The following is a 21,476-nucleotide window of genomic DNA, read 5'->3' as shown; positions in this document are numbered from 1 at the left end:
AAAGTAAGGAGAAGCATAATGTTAGAGTGGCGAATCAAAACGTTTTCAGAACTCTCGGTACGTGAATTGTATGAGTTTTTGCGCTTGAGAGTTGATGTGTTCATCGTTGAGTCACAAGATCCATACAGTGATCTCGATGGGAAAGACACACACCCAGAGACCCGTCATGTGATGGGGTTTGATGGCGATAGGCTGGTGGCTTACAGCCGACTCATGCCTCAAAGACTAGGGTATCCAGCTGAGGTTCTTGAGTTTATTAAACCCGAAGATCGGGATGTGACGATCGGTCGTGTGATCATAGCCAAAAGTCATCGGGGAAGAAGCCTAGGGCATGCTCTGATGAAAATGAGTGTTAACACGATCCGAGAGATCTACCCTAAAGATGCCATTTTTATTTCTTCTCAGGAACACCTTAAAGATTACTACGGTTCTTATGGCTTTAAGGTGTTTACGGACCGTTACTACGAGGATGGCTGTGTTATGTTAGGGCTGAGGTTTGTGCCCTGAGTTGGCTTCGCTTCAAAAGAACGTTTAACCCCAGTTGAGTACAACCCAATTAGGACGCTCTGATACTGCTCTCAGCTTGGGGCATGGGTTGATCAAATAAGCGAAATCAGCACGCTCGCACAAAGGCAGATCATTGATTGAGTCGGTGAAGAAGTGAATTTCGGAGTAGGGCTCTGCTTGCACTGACAGCCACTGTTCTAACCTAGTCACTTTTCCTTCTCGATAACTCGGTACCCCCGAGATTTCTGCGGTATAGCGGTTATCAGTAGTGACCAAATCAATTCCCATGGAGTGCTCCACACCTAAGCGTTGTGCAACGGCTTCTACGAGAAAACTCACTGTGGCTGATATAATGAGCGTTTGTTTCCCTTGTTGATGAAGTTCCGCTAACAAAGGAATAGATTGACGAAATTGTTTAGGAACAATCCATTTATCGACACACTCTTCAACGAGCATCTGAACGTCTTCGATTGGTAAGTGAGCAATGGGCGCCATGGCAAAGTTAAGGTAATCGTCCATGTTCAACTGCCCTTGAGCGTACAATTGCATCAGACGTTGGTCTTCCGCAAGGAAATTGGCATCATTGACGATGCCTTTCTCAACGAGAAACTCGTTCCATAGCATGGCACTGTCTGCGTTGATGAGGGTTTCGTCAAGGTCGAAAACGTAAAGAGGCTGAGACATGTCGAGGCTCTCGCTGATGTAGGATTAGGTTGGCATGGCAGGTTAGCGAAGGATTGTGACAGTTTGTTTTCACTCACTGTAAATGGCATCGTCAGAAGCATCGGAGTGGAAAACTTGGTTTTCGAAACTAATGATTTTTTGGTATTCACCGGATTGTATTAATTGCCGCATACCCATGTAGAGCACGTCATTCAGCTTTTTGTTACGTTCGTGGTTGTGTTTAGCGAACATGACATACATTTCTTTCTCAATAATCGGTTTAGAGTGAACTCTGAGTTTGTTGATTTGTACTGCCGGTAAGACAGTACCCATCATGTAGTAGCCACGATCTATGGCTGCGGGGTACGCGTCAATGCGATGCTTGCCGAGTTTAATGAAATTGCTTTGGTCTTCATTAGCAATTTCTACTCGTACATCTTTAGATTGAAGTAATCGGGTCACTTCGTAGTCTTGAGTAGCACCAATACGATATTGGTTTAAATCGTCATGCTTTTGCCAATCGAAGTGACTATCTTCGTGGTAGAAAAACACAATTTTTTGTTTGAAAAGCGGACTCGAAAAAACAAAAAACGGTTCGTGTTGTTTGCTTCTAAACCATGGAAATGTTCCATCGTATTGACCGGATTGAGCATACCGATATGCTCGGCTCCATGGGTGGTAGTCTATGACGACACGATACCCTTGAGTCTGATAGGCGGCTCTAACGAGAACTTCGGCAATCTTATGGTCCGGATTGTTTTGACTGCTGGTATATGGCTCCCAATCGCCAACAACAAATTTGACCACCTTATCATCCGTTTGAGATACCGCTAGCGGAGGCAATATCAACAATAAAACTAACGCGAGAATCCTACTCATGGTTTGTCTCTTTATGAACCCTAACTTCCAATTTAGATGATAATTGAATTAATAAATAGTTCTGATTCATAAAGAGCGACGTAATGAGACCTTCTAAACATGCATGACTTATTCGTCCTGTTGTTTTTGTTGAACGGTCACTGGATAAGAGAGGGGGAGGCAAGTGTTTAGGTTCGGTAGGCCATTTTTGCTTTGTTTTGCGCGCTTTGATAAGCGGGAACATAGTTAATGAGCGCCTCTTCGACCTCCTTAGGTTTAACAGGCTTGGATAAAAAACCATTCATGCCAATCTCAAAGCAGCGTTCTCTGTCTTCTTTTACCACGTTGGCCGTAACCGCGATAATAGGCACATAAGCTGCCCAACCTTCTAGCTGGCGTATTTTTTGTGTTGCTTCATACCCATTCATCACTGGCATTTGGCAATCCATTAAAATGGCCGCTACTTCGTTTTTCTGACAATATTCCCAAGCTTCTTGACCGTTGTTGGCGATATCGACTTCCAGGCCAAGTAGATTCAGCATGACCTGAATAACCTGCTGGTTAACCCGCGTATCTTCTACGACTAGCACCTTGAGGCCAGTTTTGTATTTGGGAGACAGTCTTTTCATCTGTGTGGTGGCAGAGGCAGGAAACGTGACCAAATTGGGTGATGATGAAGCCAGAGTACTTGAAGCAGCAGTCGCACCATCAACCGGTATAGAAAAGTAGAAGCTACTACCTAGGCTTATTTCGCTAGACACTTCGAGTTTACCCCCCATCATTTCAACAATTTTCTGGCTGATGGCTAAGCCTAGCCCAGTGCCACCATACTGCCGTGTTGTACTGCCATCAGCTTGCTGAAACTTGTTAAAAATGGCTTCTAGCTTTTCTTTAGCGATACCAATTCCAGTGTCTTTTACTTCAAACTGCAGTTGCTTGCCCGCATCGTTCTCTAACATTTTAATATTGAGTTCTACATAGCCTCGGTGTGTGAATTTAAGAGCGTTACTTATAAGGTTATTAATGACCTGTTTTAGTCGGACTGAGTCCGCTTCAATGGTTTGTGGAATCGCTGGGTCAATATTGCAGTCAAAGAATAGCTCTTTTTGTTTTGCGCGAATGCTGTACTCATTGGCTTGCTGCTGTATTAGCTTCTTTAAGTCAAATTCAATGGGGTCTAATTCAAAATGGCCGGCTTCGATTTTTGAAAAGTCGAGGATATCGTTAATGATGTCGAGCAGGGTATGAGAGGATGTGAGTAAGATATCGACATAATTGCGCTGTACTTCATTGGGGTTAGTTTCTTTGAGCAATTCCGCAACTCCAACGATACCATTCATTGGTGTCCTGATTTCATGGCTCATGTTGGCCAAAAATTCACTTTTCTTGATGTTGGCGACTTCGGACTTGTCTTTAGACTCAATGATCTGTTGATAGTTAGCATGTAGTTTATCAACACAACGGTTATATCCTTCGGTTAACAAACTGATTTCATCGGCAAAAAGACGGTTGGTAGGCGCCAGCTTGCTGGGGATCGGGCTACCATTGAAATCTGTCATGGCCGCAGAAAGATGGGCTACGGGCTTTAGAACCAGTTTACGGGTAATCCATAGGAGGCTGGAGACTATCACACACGTCTGAATAAACGTCATGGTGAGAAGAAGCAAAAATTTGTGCCATAGCTGCCCGTAGACAGGAGCTAGATCGGTTTCTATTTTCAGTTGCCCAAGAGTGAAGCTTTTGCTTCCTAATTGATAGGTAAGATCCCATACGTTAGTGATTTTTTCCCCTTCGATAGGCTCACCCAACTCAACAAGAGGTTTGCTGCTATCGAGGATGGTGAGTCTATCGACGTAGGAGCGTTGAAATATTTCATTGACTTGAGTGAAGAGCCGTTTTTGATCTTCCACCCATAAATTGTTTTGTAAGCTGTCGATATAGTTTTCTTCTATATGCAGCATCTGCTTATCGAGTTTTTCTTGCTCTGCTTGGTAGTCGACGTAAACGTTGATACCAGCGATGACAAATGCCATAGCTGTGCTAAGTAGAAGAGTGGCAATAGCAAGTTGTTTGTCTATGCCCAGTTGACGTTGTGTTTTCATAGCAAGTTATTATGTGTTTAATTGCTTACTAATAGCCTAGTATTAATTGTGTCTTTAGGAAAACCGATTTTTTGCTTTGATTCCCCAAGCAAAGAGGTGACAGAGCATTTAAGGATGTTAGGTCGAGAATAAAAACGGTATTTCCGTAGAACTGGTACATACTTAAGGAAAGCTCCACTTAAAAGGATTTATGGTGAGGCGTTGGAAAATATGGTTGATGGTCTACACTCCTGCACTGGTTTGGGCAGGGCTATCACTTAAAGAAGCGACTTGGTGGATAGAAAACATAGTCGCGTATCCCAGTTTATTTTTGATTGTCTACCTAGTGCTAGCATTGGTCTGTGCTCTAATGCAAAAGTGGGCACATAGTGCGGTATGCGTTGTTTTAGCTGGAGCGTTCGCGTTGATGACCCCTAAGTCTGAGCAAAAGCTTGTCGCCCAATGCGCTAACCCTGTGTCTGTAGCACAGTTTAACCTTTATTATGAGAATCCAGATGTAAATGCATTCATCAATTACCTGCTCACTAAACCGGCAGACTTGATTGTGATGCAAGAAGTTGCCCCAGAAGTTGGCGACAAACTTCAAATGCTTAATGATATTTATCCTTATTTTTATGGTGGACAGGAAGGGGTTGGTTATCCATCTAGTCAGATGATTCTGAGTGTTTCCCCTTTGAAAAATATGTCGGTCTTCATGACACCGGATGAACAGAATATTATTCGTGGTACTTGGTACCCGAATAGACAAGGGGCGATCACATTGATTGTTGCTCATCCCCCTTCACCAAGGACAAAAACGTTGTGGTATCGACGTAATGCCTTGATTCAAACGATAGAGTCTCTGCTTGAGGTATACCCCAGTGATGAAGTGATGGTGGTCGGTGACTTTAATCTTTCATCTACCAGCCTACGCTTTGCTAAGATGTTTCCAACGTTTCAGAAAGCCCCTGTTGCAAGTTGGCCAAATTGGGCAGAAGCGTTTAAAACTCCGCCTATTTCAATGATTGCGATCGATCATTTGTGGCTCCAGTCGGTCAGCGCTGGTAGAAAGATTTGTCAGCGTTACAGTTCACCGATTCCAGCAGGTTCGGACCATTTGTTAGTGAAAACAAAAATTGGTTATTAATGATCGCTTATCATGATTCACTCACTATGGTGTTGGGAAGCATTGCGGTGACCAAGAGAAGCCTTTAAAATCGCGCTTCCACTGACCTAAGCGCATGTTTGAGGAAATATGAACAATGCCCAAGCATTAGTGACACAAAGTGCGGAGCACGCGATATCACCTAAGCGTGAAATTGTACTCCGCGAGATGTTGTCACTGGCAAAAATGGCATCAGTAATTGCGGTTCCATTTTTGTTTTTATCTCTGGCTTGGATCTAAACCAGAGCACACAGCACAAGGATGTGTGCTAGCAGGTTTACTCCGCAACCCCACCCTGAGTGAGTTTTGCCGGGTCAAGCAGGCGCTCAAGCGTTTCACGGTCAAGATCGGTTGCTTCCTCCGCAACATCAATAATCGCACGCCCTTCTTTGTACGCCTTCTTAGCCACCTCAGCCGCTTTCAAATAGCCAATCACAGGGTTGAGTGCCGTCACCAGAATCGGATTTTTCGCTAATGCGACTTGAAGGTTGTCTTCACGGACGTTGAATGTTGCGACCGCTTTGTCGGCCAGTGCCATCGCACTGTTGGCCAGTAGTTCGATGCTTTCCAGTACATTATGAGCGATCACTGGTAGCATAACATTGAGCTGGAAGTTACCAGATTGCCCAGCCACTGTGATGGTTGTATCGTTACCGACGACTTGTGCGGCAGCCATGGCTGCTGCTTCAGGGATTACTGGGTTCACTTTGCCTGGCATTATCGAAGAGCCAGGTTGCAGGCCTTGAAGCTCAATTTCACCCAAGCCAGCAAGTGGGCCCGAGTTCATCCAACGCAGGTCATTCGAGATTTTCATGATAGCTACAGCAGCCGTTTTGAGCTGACCGGAAAGAGCGACCAAGGCATCCTGACTGCTAAGGTTGTAGAAGAAATTTTCACTAGAGGTGAATTGCAAGCGCGTTGCCTGAGAGAGATTATCTGCAAAGGCTTTAGCAAATCTAGGGTCTGCGTTAATACCAGTTCCCACAGCGGTGCCGCCTTGCGCTAATGCTTTCACGTTCACTAGACTTTGTTCTATACCATTTCTTGCTTGTTCCAGTTGGAATTGCCAGCCACCAAGCTCTTGATCAAATGTCACTGGCATGGCATCCATCAGGTGCGTTCGGCCAGTTTTTACTACATGGCCAATTTCATTGCGTTTATTCTTCAACACGGTAATGAAATGATTTAACGCTGGGATAAGCTGCTGTTCGGCCATTAATGCAGCACTGACCTGAATTGCGGTTGGGACAACATCATTACTACTTTGCCCCATATTGACGTGATCATTTGGACTGACATCACCACCAAGAATATCGCTGGCCAGAGTGGCGATCACCTCGTTGGCATTCATGTTCGAACTTGTGCCAGAGCCAGTTTGAAATACGTCAATCGGGAAATGTTCTAAGTGCTGACCATCAATAATAGTTTGCGCCGCATCAGCAATCGCATTGGCGATGTCGCCTTCCATTAAACCTAGTTGAGCGTTTGTCAGCGCTGCGGTTTGCTTTACGTATGCCAAGGCCTGGACAAATGCAGCAGGCATTTTGTGCTGACTGAAATGAAAATTATCGACTGCGCGTTGAGTCTGCGCTTGATAGAGAGCGTTAGCTGGTACTTTTACTTCACCCATGCTGTCTTTTTCAACACGGAATGTTTGCGGGGCAGAAGGTTGAGTCATTGGTGATCCTTTTTAATCTAGTCGTGCGGCGTTTGAATTCGCTTTAATTGTTGTTGTAGGTGTAAGAACTTAATGTCGCCATCGTCCCATTGGTAGTAGTAGCGCTTTAAGCATAGTAAGGGAGTATGAATGGCGTCGAGGCAGACCCGCCTGAAGGTACGACTTCTTATCGGATCTTGAATCGCTTCAATTAAGTGAGCGTAGACTTGACGAAGGAAAAACTCACATAGCAATGGATTTTCATTCTCTGAGCCATGTTCATAAAGCGACGATAACGTCATCGCCCAATGAATATAATCATGAATGACATCTGGTTCGAATCCATACGGCGTGTAGCGATCAATGAATCTGTCTTGCGCTTTAAAGAATGCATTGTAAAGTGGTTTTTGGTTATCCATACTGACCTCAACTTATTGTAATGATAATTATTATCGTTTTTATTGGATTGGATCAACCCCGTTTGATGATAAAAAGTAAACTGACCATAGGTAGAAACCGACTTAACAAAAATAAGTTAAGCAGGGTCGGTTGGTTTAACCCAAAGAATTGTCAGCGGATTCATAGTGATGCGTTTACACTAAAAACTGGCAGTAATCAGTAAGGTCGTACTTTGCTTACAGACAAAAAACTCACGTTTGCCACGGCAAACTTGTTCAATTTCATTGAGCCTCCTGGTGCATTTTATGACTTTGAAAATATCTATGAAGCGGAAGCTTGGGAATCCAAGTGTCGCTGGACGAAAAACGCGATTCAACAACTGAATGCAGACATCGTCGGGGTGCAAGAAGTCTTCAGTATTGATGCTGCAAAGAGGTTATTTGAAGGGATAGGTTACCAACACTTTGCTTGCGTGGATCGGCCTAAAATAGAGAGCGAGTATGTATATTCTCAGCCCGTGGTGGCGATCGCCTCTAAGTACCCCATTCTGAGTTTAGCGCCTGTTGAGCCGCCATTTTCAATGTTAGAGGGCTATCCTGCCCCTATACCCGAGTTCAGCCGCAAACCTGTCTGCGCGGTTATCAATGTGCCAGATATTGGTGAAGTCGCGATTTACGTTTGCCATTTGAAATCGCAGAGAGCGACAGAAGCCGACAATGTTGAAAAGAGTCATCCACTGATCGGACAATGGTTATCTGCCCAGCAACGAGGTTGGGAAGCCGTAATGTTGCGTCTCTTTATGGAACAGCAGTATGCGAGACACCCGATCCCTACCGTATTAATGGGCGACCTGAATCAGCCGTTGACGAGTGATCTTTGCGGTTGGTTGACTAAAAATGTTGAAGAGGAAAGGGATCGGCTGAGATTACGCGATAGTTGGGACACTTTCAAACCTGAACATCTAAGTGCGCTGCGGCCAGCCACACATTACCACTTTGCAAAGGGCAATGTGTTGGATTACATACTATTGTCTCAGGAGTTTCAGCCAGACTCGCAGTATTCGATGGCAGAGGTAACGGCATACACAACGCTTGATGCCCACCTGATTAACCCTAGTTTCGAGCTCGACAGACAGGCTAGTGATCATGCATTTATCGCCGTTAGCGTTCGGTTTGTGCTTTGATCTCTTTGAATGGCGATTTCAGTTATATCCAGCGTCGAACATGACGGCAGTATTCCTGATACTCCCTTCCAAACTTTTTCATCATCTCTTTCTCTTCAAACGCAATGTACCATTTGTCTGTCATGATGATAAATGAAGCCGCTATCGTTAATGTCATTAATGAGCCTCCTAGCATGATGGCAAAGCCAATAAGTGCAATAGCCAAGCCTAGGTACATAGGGTTACGAGTGTATTGAAACACGCCTTGTGTGACGATTTTATTCGGTTCTTCAAATGTCATGATGTTGGTCTTTAGCTTCTGGAATAATCGTTTTCCTGCGCTGGCCAGTCCTAAACCCAAGCAAAAGAGAAGAGCGCCTATAAGATTTAGGGGGTAAGGAATGAGGTCTTCAGTTTCCATGTACCAGTGTAAAAATATCATTAAAATAATGAATAGAAAGAACATTTTGGGAGGAAGAAGTTTTTTCATATCGAGTTCCTTTTTTGGTGAGAACTCATATTAACTGGGCAAGTGTATCGCTGCCTTTACCTATGTTAAGCCCATTTCTCTTCTTATGCGGGACAAAGTGACGTCAGTAATGCCTAAGTACATCGCGATATGTCGAAGTGGTATTTGGTGACTATCCTGTTCAAATTCTTGTAAGAATGCGAGATAACGTTCTTTTGCCGATAACATTAAAAAGCTGGCTTCTCGTTGCTCTTTTTTGATCACAAGGCGCTCGTAGAGACGGCGTAAAAATATTCCCCAGCTTCGATGGCTGTCCGCTAGGTAAAGCAAATTCTTATATGTGATTGAAGCAGTTAAGCATGGAGTGAGGGCTTGAGTATAAAAAGGGCTGGGGCTACCGTCGACAACGGTACTCACACTGGCAAACGCTCCGCCAATTCTTACTAATGACTTGTTTCGCTCGTTACCATCGTGATCGATATAAAAGTATCGCCCAATGCCGTCGATAACAAAATGGATTTCAGGAGGAAAGTCACCCTGACAAAATATATAGTCTTTAGGTTGGTAGGCATTAAAATGAATAAACTTCTTCGCTAAATCCAGATCGGATTGGTCGAAATCTTCAAGTTGTCGAAAGACAGTGTACAGCTTCTTTGTCGCTTCAAAATCCATGCTAACTTCACGTCCTAGGTTGAAAGGTCAACAGCCCTAGTTGTAAAAGAAAAATCCCCTCGCATCAATGCAAAGGGGATAGAAGAGAGAATGGAGTGAAATTATTTTGACTTTCTTTGCTGCTCTTTTCGGGCAAGCTTCTCTTTTCTGCGCTGAGCGATGACTTGATCCGCTTCACCACCTACGTGGGTTTCCCCTCGCTTCTTAGCAAGCTGGACTTGCTTTTCACGCTCACGGAATCGAGCTTTTTGCTCATCAGTATGCTTGTCAATGCATTTAGGACAGCTGACGCCTTTTTCATACGCCTCTGACGCCATGTCTTCTTCAGTAATAGGCAGACGGCAAGCATTACACATATCGTAACCGCTTTTTTCCAACTGATGATTTACCGCTACACGGCCATCAAATACATAACAATCACCTTCCCATAGGCTTTCTTCTTCCGGGACTTCTTCAAGGTATTTAAGAATGCCGCCTTCTAAGTGGTACACTTCTTCAAAGCCTTGTTCCTTCATATAGGCGGTAGACTTCTCACAGCGAATCCCGCCGGTACAGAACATTGCCACTTTTTTGTGCTTCGCTGGATCCATGTTTTCAGCGACGTATTCAGGAAACTCACGGAAAGTCTCCGTTTTTGGGTTAACGGCATTTTTGAATGTGCCAATTTCGATTTCGTAGTCATTACGTGTATCGACTACGAACACTTCAGGGTCAGAGATGAGCTCGTTCCACTCATTAGGTTTCACGTATGTACCGACTACGTGGCGCGGATCAATACCTTCCACCCCTAAGGTTACAATCTCTTTTTTGAGCTTAACTTTGGTACGGTTGAATGGTTGGTTTGCGTCGAAAGACTCTTTGTACACTATGTCTGCAAGGCGAGGATCTTGTCTAAACCAAGCAAGAAGGGCATCAATGCCTTCACGGCGAGCCGCAACTGTGCCGTTGATCCCCTCATTTGCTAATAATAGCGTGCCACGGACTTCGTGTTTCTCCATCAGAGCCTTTAGTGGCTCGCGAAGTTCAACATAATCTTCAAGACGCACAAATTTATAAAGTGCGCATACTACGTAATCTGTCATGTTTTATCCTTTTAGCGAACTGGAGCGTAAATCCAGAGCTTTTTGTAAAATTGCGCGAAGTATAGCGAAGAGTACCCACGACAAATACGGACAATTTTTAGGGATAAAAGGAAGGGGGAGTGCCTGAGCTAGCAGAAACAATGAAGTGGTCAGCTTATGTTTGAGCTTACATATATTCTGTAAGTCGTCATTATGTTGCTCATTTTTCTTGTATCGTAACTCATAATTGGACATTTTCGAGTTACAGCCTCAAGCTGAGTCAGCTTTTAAAAGCAAGATAAATGGGCTTTCCGTCACAAATCCACTCATTTCTTTAATTAAGGAAATCTCAGCCCATTTGGCTCCTGAATCCGTCACAAACTTTCAACTTTTAAAGCTAATCACGTATAGAAACGTGTATGCAGGGGTGGTAAACCACCTCTAGGAGTGATTTAGGCGCTCTAATGACCCAAAGTGCGAGTCTTCTTCGCTATTGAACATAAAGGGCATATCACGCACGTCACTTTCTACTTCCCATATAATTTCTTGCCTTGTCTTGCCTTGCCTTTACAATACAACCAAATTTTTAATTGTGATTTTTTATGTTGTCTTATCGTAGAGAGCTTGATGGCCTGAGGGCATTGGCTATTATTGCTGTAATCGTCTATCACGCCAATTTGAAACTGTTTGGAGTTCAGCTATTCCAAGGTGGATTTTTTGGTGTAGATGTTTTCTTTGTACTTTCTGGATATCTAATTACTGGAATAATTAGAAGTCAGATGGAGCAAGGAACGTTTTCATTCCCAGATTTTTATTGGCGAAGAGCTAAAAGGATTATACCTGCTCTCTTAGCCATGTTGTTGGTTACATCAGGTTTAGCTTACTTAATTCTGTTACCAGATGACTTGGTTGTTTATGCTCAATCTCTTCAATCAGCTTTGTACTTTGGGTCTAATCACTTTTTCTATGGTGAGGATAGCTACACCGCTGCTGCGAGTATCTATCGTCCTTTACTTCATACTTGGAGTTTATCTGTCGAGTGGCAGTTCTATGTTGTTTTTCCATTTGTGATTTGGGCAATTAATCGCTTCTTTCCCAGATACATGTTTGGAATCCTCCTTGTTCTAGCTCTATTATCCTTACAAGTTTCTAGCTTTATTGTGAAAGTTAATCCAGATATGGCTTTCTATCTACTTCCGACACGAGCATGGGAGTTGATACTTGGTGGTTTAGTTACTTTTTATAATCGAGCGAATCTAGAAGGCTCTGAAAAAGGTAGTTTTGCATCTATCGCATACCAGTCATTACCAGTCATTACCAATCATTGGATTATTTTTAGTTGTCCATTCCATGATTTTTATTGGTCATGAAGTTTCGCATCCATCATTCATTTCTTTACTACCTGTTTTGGGAACATGTCTCTTCATTATGTTCTCCCACCAAGGAGATGTATCTAATGATGTGATGTCTTTAAAACCTGTTGTCGGAATAGGTCTTATTTCTTACTCGTTATATCTATGGCATCAACCTGTATTTGTGTTTTTTAGATTCATTAAGCATGACTACTTTAGGTATGAGCAGTTTGTACTATTAGCTCTTATCTCTTTCGTATTTGCAGTATGCAGTTATTTCTTTGTTGAAAAGCCTTTTAGGAAAAAAAGGGGTTCTAAGGGAAAAGTGATTGTCATGCTGAGTGTTCTACTCCTTTTGTTTGCGTTTAACTTCTTTGTTCAAGAAAATCGAGGATACCCAGAAAGATTGGGGGCTGTTGTAACTCTTTTTAAAGATCTTAATGATAACTCTACCTTTAAAATAGGAGGAGTTCGTTGCTTTAATCAGTCATTCGATAAATCCTGCAGGGTTATGAGTGACCAAAAAAATGTTTTGTTACTTGGTGATAGTCATGCTGGAAGCATTGGTAGACACTTATATAATGAATCCTTAAAACAAGGCATGGGATATATACATCTAACGCCCTCTAATTGTACTGGGATTAATACTGTTAGGGCAAAGCAGAAAGTACAAGGAGAAGTTCTAGGGATAAAGCCTTGCGAAGTTGCATCTGAGAAGATTTCAGCATATTTAGAAAGCCCTGTTACACCTAGAATGAAAATTGTGTTTGTTGCTAGGTTACCACTGTATTTGAGTGGAAAACGCTTTGATAATGGCTTAGGAGGGCTTGAGCCTGGTGGGGATCGTTGGATCGAAGCAGTTAACGGTGGAAGTGCGAAGCAAGCAGTTATCGACAAGCTATCTTTTTGGGCTTCCTTAGGGCATGAATTAGTTTTGGTTTATCCGATCCCTGAAATTGGCTGGCATGTACCTAGAAAAATCCAACAAATTTTAGGTGAGCATGTTTTACCAAGCTTGAAAAAAGAAGCATATGATAATTTGAAAATCGGCGTCCATGAAACAACCTATCAAGAGAGGACATCGGAAGCTTTTGACCTCTTGGATAACGTAGAAGGCGAGAACGTTTCTAGAGTTTATCCACATAAAGTATTTTGTACTGAGGGTCACTGTAAAGCTAATGACGCTACATCAATTTATTATTATGATGATGATCATTTGTCTACACATGGTGCCAAACTTCTAGTGAATGAAATCGCTAAGCATTTACCATAAATCTCGTTGTACGCACCAAGCTGAAGAACTAGAGGCTGATCATCAGCCTCTTTTTTTATTGTTCTGTCACACTTTGGGGCAAAAATGTTTCAGCCAGAATTGGCTGAAACGAATGTGAACTATACAAACAATGCTGCAAAAGATTGCTCTCTTTTAATTGAGGTCAAGATCGAGGATAGAGAGTCAAGCATTGCCTCATGTACAAAATTACCCATGCTTATGCGTTTTACACCTAGAGTTTTCAGTTCTGAAAAGTTAGGTAATCCCGGAAAACACATCACATTTATCGGTAGAGAGGTACTATCGACAACGGATTTGATATCATCTTTTTTATTGATACACGGTAGGAAAGTGCCATCAGCACCTGCTTGTTGATATCTATTAATTCTTTCGATACTTGCTGCAAGAGGATCTTCAACATTAAGTAGAAACACGTCACTTCTGATATTAATAAAAATTTCAAGACCTGCTTTATGAATATGTTCTCTAACCTTTCCTAATATTTTGCCGAAAAGAGCGCTATCACACAAGATTCTTTCACCGTCTACCACGACACTGTCTTCTATATTGACTCCGACAACTCCAACTTTAGCTAACTCAATAACATTCTTTGCTATGATTTCAGGTGTATCCCCATATCCAGATTCAAGATCTACGGTCAAAGGCAGTTCTGTAGATTTGACAATAGCTTCTACAACCGACAGAAGATCTTCGAAGTGGATACTTTCTCCATCTGCCTTTCCAAGGTTATTCGCTATAGCTGCGCTAGAAGTACCAATGACAGAAAACCCAACATTTTCGGCAATCTTCGCGCTTGGTACATCCCATACATTACAAATAACTATCGGTTCGTCCATTTTATGCATATTCTTGAACACGTCTCATACCTCCATTTACTTTTGTAGTGAATAATTTCAGGCAAATGCTATCAACGGAATGAGGGAAATGTTCGCTGTTTTCGGAACTGAATAATAAATATTGAAATTGAAGAATATTTAGTCTTTGTTCTACTGTACATCTACAAAAACTGAAAAAATTTTGAGTGCATGTCGAAAATAGCCAAGCGCAAACGTCCTTGAGTATGAAAGAACAAACCAAAAGGAAACTTAAGATGAAATACATGCTTTTACTTTATGCTGCACCAGATCAAGAACCAGCATTTGGTACCCCCGAATTCGACAAGATGATGGAAGACTTTGCCCTCACGACGGAGACTTTTGAAAAGGATGGTGTACTTGTTGGCGGAGAAGGTTTACAGGATGTTAATACGGCGACTTCACTGCGGATTAAATCTGGCAAGGTAGAAACTATGGATGGGCCTTTTGCTGAAACACGTGAACATTTGGGTGGATACTATATTGTTGATGTCCCCGACTTGGATGCGGCACTGCGATGTGCAGAAATCATTCCCGTGGCTAAGTTTGGTACTATCGAAGTTCGCCCTTTGTTGGATTATAACGAAGTAGGTTAGTGTATGAACCAAGCCTCATCAAAAGCAATTGCTGTTGGCCATGTGATTAATGATGTCTTGAGCAAAGACAGAGGGCGGCTTTTGGCGGGGCTTATTTCACGCCTTAATGATTTTCAATTAGCCGAAGATGCTCTACAGGAAGCATCAATTGCAGCATTGAAACACTGGACGCGATCTGGCCTGCCGCATAACCCAGCAGCTTGGCTGATGAGAGTTGGATTAAACAAGGGAGTAGACCATATTCGTTCGGCGCGACGAGATGAGAGAAAGGTTCGAGATATGGTTGACAACTTCATGGGTGGTGAGGAATACGGTGTTCCCGAAACGATTCCGGATGAACGTTTGCGCCTTATTTTTACCTGTTGTCATCCAGCCTTGGAAGAAAAGTCGCGTGTCGCTCTAACCTTGCGTACGGTTTGCAATTTGACGACAAAGGAAATTGCTGCTGCTTTTCTCGATAGCGAGAAAACCATGGGGCAACGCTTGTATCGCGCAAAGGCCAAAATTAAAGCTAAAGGAATTGGGTTCTCTATTCCAGAAGCAGATAGATGGTATGAGCGACTGGAGACGGTATTAACAACCATTTATTTGATATTCACCACTGGCTATGTCAGGGAGGGTGAATGTCCACGCTTGCTATGCCAAGAGGGTATCTTTTTGGCTAGGCTTCTTGACAAGCTGCGACCCAATGAACCTGAAATTGAAGGTGTACTTGCCTTAATGTTACTTACGGATGCGAGACGTAAAGCTCGAATAAATGCAAGTGGAGTGATGGTACCTGTCGAAGAACAGGACACTAGCCTATGGCAGAAAAACAATATTGATGAAGCTCATCTTCTCCTTTCTAATGCCATCAAAAAAAGACAACCAGGGCCATTTCAGATCAAGGCTGCGATAACAGACTGCCACATGATGAAGCCTAGCCCCGATTGGGAACAAATGTCTTTGCTTTATCAATCGCTATGGCAATTCGAGCCCACTTCGGTTATCGCCTTGAACTGGGCAGTCGTGATTGCGGAGACAGGTCACCCAGAACTGGCGCTTACAAAGTTGAATAAGTTAAAAAAAGACCTTTCAGATTACCAACCTTGGTATGCGAGTCGTGCGCATATTCTCAGTCAATTAGGACAAAAAAGAGAAGCTAGCACTTTTTACAAACTGGCCATTGAAAGAGCGCCAAGTGCGGCAACACGTAAGTTCTTGGAGTTGAGATACGAGACGTTACAAGTGGATTAACATGGTACAAACACCAAAAAATAAAGCAATCTGCCTAGGCTGACAGATTGCTTTATGACTAATCCCTCTTATGGCTTTAGTTTTAGTACCTTGTCGATGTCATCGGCACTATGGCGCTCTGGTAATTGCTCCCATTCTTCACCCATAGTACGGTTGACGATACGACCACGTTGAACGGCTTCACGAGCTTCAATCTGTTTTGCCCAACGCACAACATTCTCATAGGTATGGACCTGTAAAAACTCAGCGGCATCGTATGCCTTGCCTAACACTAGATTGCCATACCATGGCCAAATCGCCATATCGGCAATTGTATATTCCTCACCCGATACGTAAGTGTTTTTGGCAAGTTGCTTATCCAACACATCTAACTGGCGTTTTACTTCCATAGCAAAGCGGTTAATTGGATATTCTTGTTTTTCATCAGCATAAGCATAGAAATGACCAAACCCGCCGCCTAAAAATGGGGCAGAACCTTGCGCCCAGAATAGCCAGTTAAATGTTTGTGTTCTAGCTGGGCCACTTTCAGGTAAAAACACACCGAATTTCTCAGCAAGGTGAACCAGTATCGATGCCGATTCAAACACGTTAATTGGCTCATCACCCGACTTATCCACTAAAGCAGGAATTTTTGAGTTTGGGTTTACCGAAACAAACCCCGATGAGAATTGGTCAGAGTCACCGATATTAATGATATGAGCATCATATTCTGCTTCTTGAATACCATGTGCTAAAAGCTCTTCAAACATAATGGTAACTTTTTGACCATTTGGCGTGCCTAATGAGTAAAGCTGAAATGGGTGCTCACCAATGGGCAGTTCTCTTTCAAATCTTGCTCCTGCTTCTGGACGGTTTATATTTGCCCATTGATTACCTGAACTTGGTTCATTTTTCCATACTTTAGGTGGTACGTATTCGTGAGTCATTGTTCTTCCTTATCCAAAAATGATATCCGGCACTAGGTTAGATGGTGGTGGTGTGAAGAGATAAAAACCCTCCATTATCAGATTATTAGAACCTTTGGTTATTGCAAATCGGTTAATTGAATAAGGGGTTGCTAATGTAGATAGACTATAGAGGAGCAATCAACTGATATTGCCCCCTCTATCTGTGGTGTGGCTAAGCTTGCTTAAGATGTTCAAGTGCAGAGTGTAGCGAGGGAAGAATATAATGCCCTAACGCCTTTACGTCTGCACAAGGCTCCACCAAGTCGGGAATTTGATAAGTGGTCATGTTGGCAGCGACCGCACTTTTGACTCCATTATTGGAGTCTTCGAATGCAATACAATGCTGAGCTTGGACGTTGAGACGGTCGGCGGCGAGTAGGTAAATTTCCGGATCGGGTTTACCGACTGAAACTTCACAGCCACAGGTTAGACCATCGAAATATTGGTCTAAGCCTGCCAAGCGCAATTTAACCTCTGCGATATCACGGTGAGTCGAGGTGGCAACCGCCGTCGGAATTTGGTTCTCTCGTAGCCATTTCAACAGTTCGACTACGCCTTCTTTCACTGGTATTGGTTGGTGTTTGACAATAGCATCATAATTACGACGCCATTCATCATGAAGCTTATCAAGATCGTCTCCATAGGCGGCACGAAAGATCTTTTCTATACCGGCAGCATTACGCCCGATGATTGAGAGATAGACGTCTTCATAAAAAGGTAGGTTGACGTTAACACAAGCTTGTTTGAATACGCGCATGCATACACGTTCTGTGTCTAACAGTAGGCCATCCATATCAAAGATAGCGGCTTGAATTTTCATAGGTACAGCTTAATCCTTAACAGTTAGGAAGCCCATTCTGGCACACATCATAATTATAGTAAAAGTGCTGACCTAGACGTGGGTTTGTTGAATGTGAAGGTTATAGGAAGGAAAATGATGAGTAGGCTGAGGGTGATTAAATAATCAAAGGTCTGATATTTACCAGACCTTTGTCATTTCAGCGGAAATTACAGCATCCACATTCTTGCTGTGCGCGCCGGAATGCTAAACGTATGATAGCGTGAGCTAACCACAGTGGTATCTCCCGTTAGCGTGTCTTTATACGAAACGTTCCAATTGAACTCATGTTGGTAGGTGTCCACAGTAACGGACTTCGCATCGCCACACTTGTTGATGCCGACTACGCCTTCCTTACCACGTTTGAAGACAAGCGTGCATTGGTCACTGTGTAAGACGGTCATTGATTTACCCTGCATTGAGTTGTGGAACTTGAGCATGTTAATCATAGTGGCGTCTTTCCAGACGTCGGCCCAACGACCGTTATCTCTGTCTTCACTGTCTGGTAGTTCATCACTGTAGACAAGTGGCGTGCCACCGTCTTTCCCCAAAACGTATGCGTAAGCTAACTGCTCATCCTTCGGATCCATGATTTGATAACGGAAGCCATCATTGGTTGGAATGTCATGCGTCACGGTGAAAGTAATGGCGCGCGAGCTCTCTAACGCTTGACCGTAGGCTTGAGGATCATGAAGTTGGTTTAATCCACCACCGAAAGAGAAAGCACCGCGAATAGAAGCGAACAGAGGGAAATCGTAAGCGGCGTGATTGGTATTGTTCAGGTAAGGCGCCAAAAAGGCTTCATAGCCACTGTCGCCCTTACCACCACTGGTAATGACTTCACCAAAAACATGCATCCCAGACGTAATATCTGATGTAAAAATCTGATCGATCTGATACTGACTCATGTGTTTGACAGCATCGATGCGGAAGCCTTTGATTCCCATCGATTTAAGTGCCTGAAGGTATTTCTTCTGCTGTGACACCACCCAGTTATTTGGATCTAAATCTGGTAATCCGGTATCGCCATTGTCACCACAAAGTCGCCAGTACTGGACGTGGCCTGGATCGTTCCAGTTAGTGATACAACCTGCCGGATGAAAGTCATTTCCAGAGAAGAGGTTTTGGCTCAAGTCGCCAAACAATGTCTGGTTTGCGTAGTAGCTGCTGCGAGAAGCATAGTCATTAAGCACATCGGTGCCAGGGTAATTCAGGTCGCTACGCTTTGACGCTTCGTTGGCCATATGATTCAGAACGACATCGGCATAAACATCTACGCCTTGCGCTTTAAGTGCAGCGATCATCGCTTCTAGATCTTGTTTGTTACCGAGTGGTGAATCGATGACACGAAAATCCTGAGGTTGATAACGTGCCCACCATTGGGTACCACTTGATTTCATGGCGGGTGAAATCAGAACCTTTTTGAATCCGTTTGCGGCGATTTGCTGGGCATTATTCGTGACATCCGAATATTTCCAGTTAAATGCATGTAGGATGGCGTCGGCATAAGTAATTTGAGGTACGCTGAGCGCAGCAGTGGCAGCGAGTAAAGTTGTTATATTTTTCATAGGGTGTTTCTCGTTATTGATATTCACGCTAATGATATTTTTGTGGCTTGCCATTAGTAGTGCTCGAAGTAGAAGGCTGAATTGCGGTCACACTCTGTAGGGGTTCAATTTATAAAATTTCTAGTAGAGTAGAATTTTGTGATATACCAGTTCGTTTTTTGAACGAATTGTTCGAAAGTTATACAAAGTGTCGGTTTGAGCACTTTTTATATCGTTGACGAATCCGTCATTTGTTATTTGTTGAGTTAGGGTGACCATTGAACGACGCAAGCTTACGTAGACTCCAGCAACTGCTTATTAAGTATGAGTCTGGCAAAACATACCATCTGTCTATCGACGAATTGGAAATAGCATTATCTACTTCAAGAAGAAATACTTCTAATATTTTGAGAAGCCTGTCTGACATAGGTTGGATCAGTTGGCTTCCTTCTAAAGGGAGAGGAAAGCTTAGCCAGTTTAAGATCATGCATAATTTACAAGGGGCACTTGAGCACATCTTTAGCAAAGAACTTGAACAAGGGCGTTTTTCTAATATTTCTCGTTTAATGGATCTGTATGGACACCTTGCGGTCAAAGCTTTGGCTGAAGCAACGGTAACACAAGCAAGTGTTAACGAGCGTTGTGATAGTTTGCTGATCACTGAATATCCATGGGTAGATACATTAGAACCTGCTAAGACGTATCGAATTGCGGAAATGCAGGTCATTCGTAGCGTCTATAGTACCTTGTTGACGCAAGACGAATCAGGCCGTATTCAAGCGGGGTTAGCACATAGCTGGAAAGTGGAAGGACGCTTTATTCATTTATGGTTGCGGCAAGATATTATTTGCCACGATGGTGAAGTGTTAGAGGCCACTGATGTTTCGGAGTGTCTACATCGGCTTAAAGTAACGGATGGACCGGTTAAGTACCTTTTTGAACAGGTGATCGGCATACGCGTTCTCGGCGCAGGGCAAGTAACGATTGAGCTCCAGCAACCTAATCCCTTGTTTTTGCATGTTTTGTGTGTGGTTCATGCTTCAATCTATCGCCTAAAATCTACGTATTTCTCAAGTGGTCTTAGTACGTATATAGGAAGTGGGCCTTTCTATCTGAAGGATTGGGACCGAGAGCGCTTGGTGTTGAAACGGCATCGTAATTACTATGCGCAATCAGCCTTGCTGGATAAGATCACCTTGTCTTCTTCTTCAGAGCTGAGTGACTTTAGCCTCAGTTTCAATAAGGATGGAGATTGTGAGGAAAGTACGATTAATGCTTTGTCTTACCTTGCTATCCATTTAAGGCCTGACGCAGAGGTCAGCCGAAACAACCTTCATCGGCTTGTTGAGTACTTGCGTCGCTGTCGCGCTAATCTGGACTCAGAAACGGTTGTTAATGATGTCAGTTTTACCCCTTGTTTGGAGCGTATTTCTGATGACGCGCCACCGCGTTTAAACGGGCACTTGGTACTGACCATGCCTCGACTGACCATTCCATATCTCAAAAAGATCGCTAAATGGCTAAAGAGCACGATTCTAGAAACCGGGCTGACCCTTGAAATTCTCGAGTTAGAGGATATTAGCAATCCAAGCTCAGTCAGTGACTATGCCGATATTCTCTTTATCGAAGAAGTCATAGAGCAGCCTGAAGAATTTGGATTGTATGATTGGCTTCTTGCCAGCTCTGGCCTGAAATTCATTTATGATCAAACAGAAATGAATACTCATTATGAACAAGTGAAGCATGCAATGAGTGATATTTTGTACTCTTATTCATTACGTAAAATTGAGCAGGGCCTGTATGACAAGAACCTGCTGCTGCCTCTGTTCCATGGTAAAGAAAAAATCACGCGTAGTCTTGAAGTGCATGGCGTTGAAACAAGTAAGTCAGGGTTGAGTGAGTTCTATAAGCTTTGGATTGATAAGGAAAAACAATAAGTTAATCTTATTTTCTGATAGTAGATGGTTAATAAAACATGCATTATTTCTACCTGACCCTTTCATGTTTTATGCCTATTAAAGCCTATACCATCAGCACGTGTTACCAATGATTACACATTAGGATGCATTGCTTTGTGCAGTGCAGTTTTACTCATAGGAAATATGTGTCAGGGCCTAT

21 protein-coding genes are annotated in these 21,476 nt (G+C 43.1%); 9 read left to right on the top strand and 12 right to left on the bottom strand.

Annotated elements, in window-relative coordinates; genetic code table 11:
• Positions 1 to 18: 18 nt before the first annotated feature.
• Complete coding sequence (locus L1D23_RS04610; protein WP_239864502.1) at positions 19 to 507, top strand: GNAT family N-acetyltransferase; 489 nt, start codon at positions 19 to 21, stop codon at positions 505 to 507.
• A gap of 24 nt (positions 508 to 531) precedes the next feature.
• On the opposite strand, the gene L1D23_RS04605 is transcribed toward L1D23_RS04610, so the two are convergent.
• The 3 genes from L1D23_RS04605 to L1D23_RS04595 all read right to left on the bottom strand — a co-directional run bounded on the left by L1D23_RS04605 (position 532) and on the right by L1D23_RS04595 (position 4,130).
• Positions 532 to 1,191 carry an HAD-IB family hydrolase gene (locus L1D23_RS04605; protein ID WP_239864500.1) on the bottom strand — a complete coding sequence of 220 codons (660 nt, stop codon included), beginning with the start codon at positions 1,189 to 1,191 and terminating at the stop codon, positions 532 to 534.
• 69 nt (positions 1,192 to 1,260) lie between these two features.
• Positions 1,261 to 2,049, bottom strand: coding sequence for a transporter substrate-binding domain-containing protein (locus L1D23_RS04600; RefSeq protein WP_239864498.1), 789 nt, complete (start codon positions 2,047 to 2,049; stop codon positions 1,261 to 1,263).
• Between the two features lie 167 nt (positions 2,050 to 2,216).
• On the bottom strand, positions 2,217 to 4,130 hold the full coding sequence (locus L1D23_RS04595; RefSeq protein WP_239864496.1) for an ATP-binding protein: 1,914 nt from the start codon (positions 4,128 to 4,130) through the stop codon (positions 2,217 to 2,219).
• 193 nt (positions 4,131 to 4,323) lie between these two features.
• Between L1D23_RS04595 and L1D23_RS04590 the strand changes: the two genes are divergently transcribed.
• Both L1D23_RS04590 and L1D23_RS04585 read left to right on the top strand, forming a co-directional pair.
• A complete protein-coding gene (locus tag L1D23_RS04590; RefSeq protein ID WP_239865384.1) occupies positions 4,324 to 5,256 on the top strand; it encodes an endonuclease/exonuclease/phosphatase family protein in 933 nt (310 codons plus the stop codon).
• A gap of 108 nt (positions 5,257 to 5,364) precedes the next feature.
• Entirely contained in the window at positions 5,365 to 5,514 is a 150-nt protein-coding gene (locus L1D23_RS04585; RefSeq protein WP_239864493.1) for a hypothetical protein, read from the top strand.
• A gap of 37 nt (positions 5,515 to 5,551) precedes the next feature.
• Here the strand turns inward: L1D23_RS04585 and L1D23_RS04580 are convergent, their stop codons facing one another.
• Positions 5,552 to 6,952, bottom strand: coding sequence for a class II fumarate hydratase (locus L1D23_RS04580; RefSeq protein ID WP_239864491.1), 1,401 nt, complete (start codon positions 6,950 to 6,952; stop codon positions 5,552 to 5,554).
• A 17-nt stretch (positions 6,953 to 6,969) separates the two neighbouring features.
• Positions 6,970 to 7,350, bottom strand: coding sequence for a hypothetical protein (locus L1D23_RS04575; protein WP_239864489.1), 381 nt, complete (start codon positions 7,348 to 7,350; stop codon positions 6,970 to 6,972).
• A 212-nt stretch (positions 7,351 to 7,562) separates the two neighbouring features.
• On the opposite strand from L1D23_RS04575, the gene L1D23_RS04570 reads away from it, so the two are divergent.
• Complete coding sequence (locus tag L1D23_RS04570; RefSeq protein WP_239864487.1) at positions 7,563 to 8,513, top strand: endonuclease/exonuclease/phosphatase family protein; 951 nt, start codon at positions 7,563 to 7,565, stop codon at positions 8,511 to 8,513.
• A 22-nt stretch (positions 8,514 to 8,535) separates the two neighbouring features.
• Here the strand turns inward: L1D23_RS04570 and L1D23_RS04565 are convergent, their stop codons facing one another.
• The 3 genes from L1D23_RS04565 to L1D23_RS04555 all read right to left on the bottom strand — a co-directional run bounded on the left by L1D23_RS04565 (position 8,536) and on the right by L1D23_RS04555 (position 10,715).
• Positions 8,536 to 8,982 carry an isoprenylcysteine carboxylmethyltransferase family protein gene (locus tag L1D23_RS04565; RefSeq protein WP_239864485.1) on the bottom strand — a complete coding sequence of 149 codons (447 nt, stop codon included), beginning with the start codon at positions 8,980 to 8,982 and terminating at the stop codon, positions 8,536 to 8,538.
• 60 nt (positions 8,983 to 9,042) lie between these two features.
• Complete coding sequence (locus L1D23_RS04560) at positions 9,043 to 9,633, bottom strand: Crp/Fnr family transcriptional regulator (protein WP_239836038.1); 591 nt, start codon at positions 9,631 to 9,633, stop codon at positions 9,043 to 9,045.
• Between the two features lie 101 nt (positions 9,634 to 9,734).
• Positions 9,735 to 10,715 (bottom strand): rhodanese-related sulfurtransferase, encoded by a 981-nt coding sequence (locus L1D23_RS04555; protein WP_239864483.1) that lies wholly within the window; start codon positions 10,713 to 10,715, stop codon positions 9,735 to 9,737.
• 581 nt (positions 10,716 to 11,296) lie between these two features.
• Between L1D23_RS04555 and L1D23_RS04550 the strand changes: the two genes are divergently transcribed.
• Both L1D23_RS04550 and L1D23_RS04545 read left to right on the top strand, forming a co-directional pair.
• Positions 11,297 to 12,064, top strand: coding sequence for an acyltransferase (locus L1D23_RS04550; protein WP_239864481.1), 768 nt, complete (start codon positions 11,297 to 11,299; stop codon positions 12,062 to 12,064).
• The gene (locus L1D23_RS04545; RefSeq protein WP_239864479.1) at positions 12,045 to 13,319 is read left to right on the top strand and encodes an acyltransferase family protein; all 1,275 of its coding nucleotides are present in this window, start codon (positions 12,045 to 12,047) and stop codon (positions 13,317 to 13,319) included. Before L1D23_RS04550 ends, L1D23_RS04545 begins: the two co-directional genes overlap by 20 nt.
• A 119-nt stretch (positions 13,320 to 13,438) precedes the next feature.
• On the opposite strand, the gene L1D23_RS04540 is transcribed toward L1D23_RS04545, so the two are convergent.
• A complete protein-coding gene (locus tag L1D23_RS04540; protein WP_239864477.1) occupies positions 13,439 to 14,197 on the bottom strand; it encodes an isocitrate lyase/phosphoenolpyruvate mutase family protein in 759 nt (252 codons plus the stop codon).
• A gap of 233 nt (positions 14,198 to 14,430) precedes the next feature.
• Here L1D23_RS04540 and L1D23_RS04535 point away from each other — a divergent pair, with 233 nt between their 5' ends.
• Both L1D23_RS04535 and L1D23_RS04530 read left to right on the top strand, forming a co-directional pair.
• Positions 14,431 to 14,790, top strand: a complete 360-nt coding sequence (locus tag L1D23_RS04535) for a YciI family protein (RefSeq protein ID WP_239864476.1) — start codon at positions 14,431 to 14,433, stop codon at positions 14,788 to 14,790.
• Positions 14,791 to 14,793: 3 nt separating this feature from the next.
• The gene (locus L1D23_RS04530) at positions 14,794 to 16,026 is read left to right on the top strand and encodes a DUF6596 domain-containing protein (RefSeq protein WP_239864475.1); all 1,233 of its coding nucleotides are present in this window, start codon (positions 14,794 to 14,796) and stop codon (positions 16,024 to 16,026) included.
• A 68-nt stretch (positions 16,027 to 16,094) separates the two neighbouring features.
• Here L1D23_RS04530 and yghU read toward each other — a convergent pair whose 3' ends face one another.
• The 3 genes from yghU to L1D23_RS04515 form a co-directional block, all read right to left on the bottom strand.
• Entirely contained in the window at positions 16,095 to 16,952 is an 858-nt protein-coding gene (gene yghU / locus L1D23_RS04525; protein ID WP_239864474.1) for a glutathione-dependent disulfide-bond oxidoreductase, read from the bottom strand.
• A 193-nt stretch (positions 16,953 to 17,145) separates the two neighbouring features.
• Complete coding sequence (locus L1D23_RS04520) at positions 17,146 to 17,793, bottom strand: HAD family phosphatase (protein ID WP_239836049.1); 648 nt, start codon at positions 17,791 to 17,793, stop codon at positions 17,146 to 17,148.
• Between the two features lie 188 nt (positions 17,794 to 17,981).
• Positions 17,982 to 19,379: an alpha-amylase family protein gene (locus L1D23_RS04515; RefSeq protein WP_239864473.1), complete on the bottom strand. Its 1,398-nt coding sequence runs from the start codon at positions 19,377 to 19,379 to the stop codon at positions 17,982 to 17,984.
• A gap of 257 nt (positions 19,380 to 19,636) precedes the next feature.
• Here L1D23_RS04515 and L1D23_RS04510 point away from each other — a divergent pair, with 257 nt between their 5' ends.
• Positions 19,637 to 21,295 carry an ABC transporter substrate-binding protein gene (locus tag L1D23_RS04510; protein ID WP_239864472.1) on the top strand — a complete coding sequence of 553 codons (1,659 nt, stop codon included), beginning with the start codon at positions 19,637 to 19,639 and terminating at the stop codon, positions 21,293 to 21,295.
• Positions 21,296 to 21,476 lie beyond the last annotated feature (181 nt).

Origin of the sequence: Vibrio sp. Isolate24 (genome assembly GCF_022398215.1) — a bacterium.
GTDB lineage: Bacteria > Pseudomonadota > Gammaproteobacteria > Enterobacterales > Vibrionaceae > Vibrio > Vibrio coralliilyticus_A.
The sequence above is the reverse complement of the archived record's forward strand: the minus strand, read 5'-3'. Positions and strand labels throughout refer to the sequence as shown.

Coding starts and splice junctions, on each gene's coding strand:
- L1D23_RS04565 (WP_239864485.1), bottom strand. CDS start 8,982: ATGAAAAAACTTCTTCCTCCCAAAATGTTCTTTCTATTCATTATTTTA.
- L1D23_RS04610 (WP_239864502.1), top strand. CDS start 19: ATGTTAGAGTGGCGAATCAAAACGTTTTCAGAACTCTCGGTACGTGAA.
- L1D23_RS04545 (WP_239864479.1), top strand. CDS start 12,045: ATGATTTTTATTGGTCATGAAGTTTCGCATCCATCATTCATTTCTTTA.
- L1D23_RS04580 (WP_239864491.1), bottom strand. CDS start 6,952: ATGACTCAACCTTCTGCCCCGCAAACATTCCGTGTTGAAAAAGACAGC.
- L1D23_RS04585 (WP_239864493.1), top strand. CDS start 5,365: ATGAACAATGCCCAAGCATTAGTGACACAAAGTGCGGAGCACGCGATA.
- L1D23_RS04520 (WP_239836049.1), bottom strand. CDS start 17,793: ATGAAAATTCAAGCCGCTATCTTTGATATGGATGGCCTACTGTTAGAC.
- yghU (WP_239864474.1), bottom strand. CDS start 16,952: ATGACTCACGAATACGTACCACCTAAAGTATGGAAAAATGAACCAAGT.
- L1D23_RS04530 (WP_239864475.1), top strand. CDS start 14,794: ATGAACCAAGCCTCATCAAAAGCAATTGCTGTTGGCCATGTGATTAAT.
- L1D23_RS04595 (WP_239864496.1), bottom strand. CDS start 4,130: ATGAAAACACAACGTCAACTGGGCATAGACAAACAACTTGCTATTGCC.
- L1D23_RS04555 (WP_239864483.1), bottom strand. CDS start 10,715: ATGACAGATTACGTAGTATGCGCACTTTATAAATTTGTGCGTCTTGAA.
- L1D23_RS04515 (WP_239864473.1), bottom strand. CDS start 19,379: ATGAAAAATATAACAACTTTACTCGCTGCCACTGCTGCGCTCAGCGTA.
- L1D23_RS04605 (WP_239864500.1), bottom strand. CDS start 1,191: ATGTCTCAGCCTCTTTACGTTTTCGACCTTGACGAAACCCTCATCAAC.
- L1D23_RS04560 (WP_239836038.1), bottom strand. CDS start 9,633: ATGGATTTTGAAGCGACAAAGAAGCTGTACACTGTCTTTCGACAACTT.
- L1D23_RS04535 (WP_239864476.1), top strand. CDS start 14,431: ATGAAATACATGCTTTTACTTTATGCTGCACCAGATCAAGAACCAGCA.
- L1D23_RS04575 (WP_239864489.1), bottom strand. CDS start 7,350: ATGGATAACCAAAAACCACTTTACAATGCATTCTTTAAAGCGCAAGAC.
- L1D23_RS04550 (WP_239864481.1), top strand. CDS start 11,297: ATGTTGTCTTATCGTAGAGAGCTTGATGGCCTGAGGGCATTGGCTATT.
- L1D23_RS04600 (WP_239864498.1), bottom strand. CDS start 2,049: ATGAGTAGGATTCTCGCGTTAGTTTTATTGTTGATATTGCCTCCGCTA.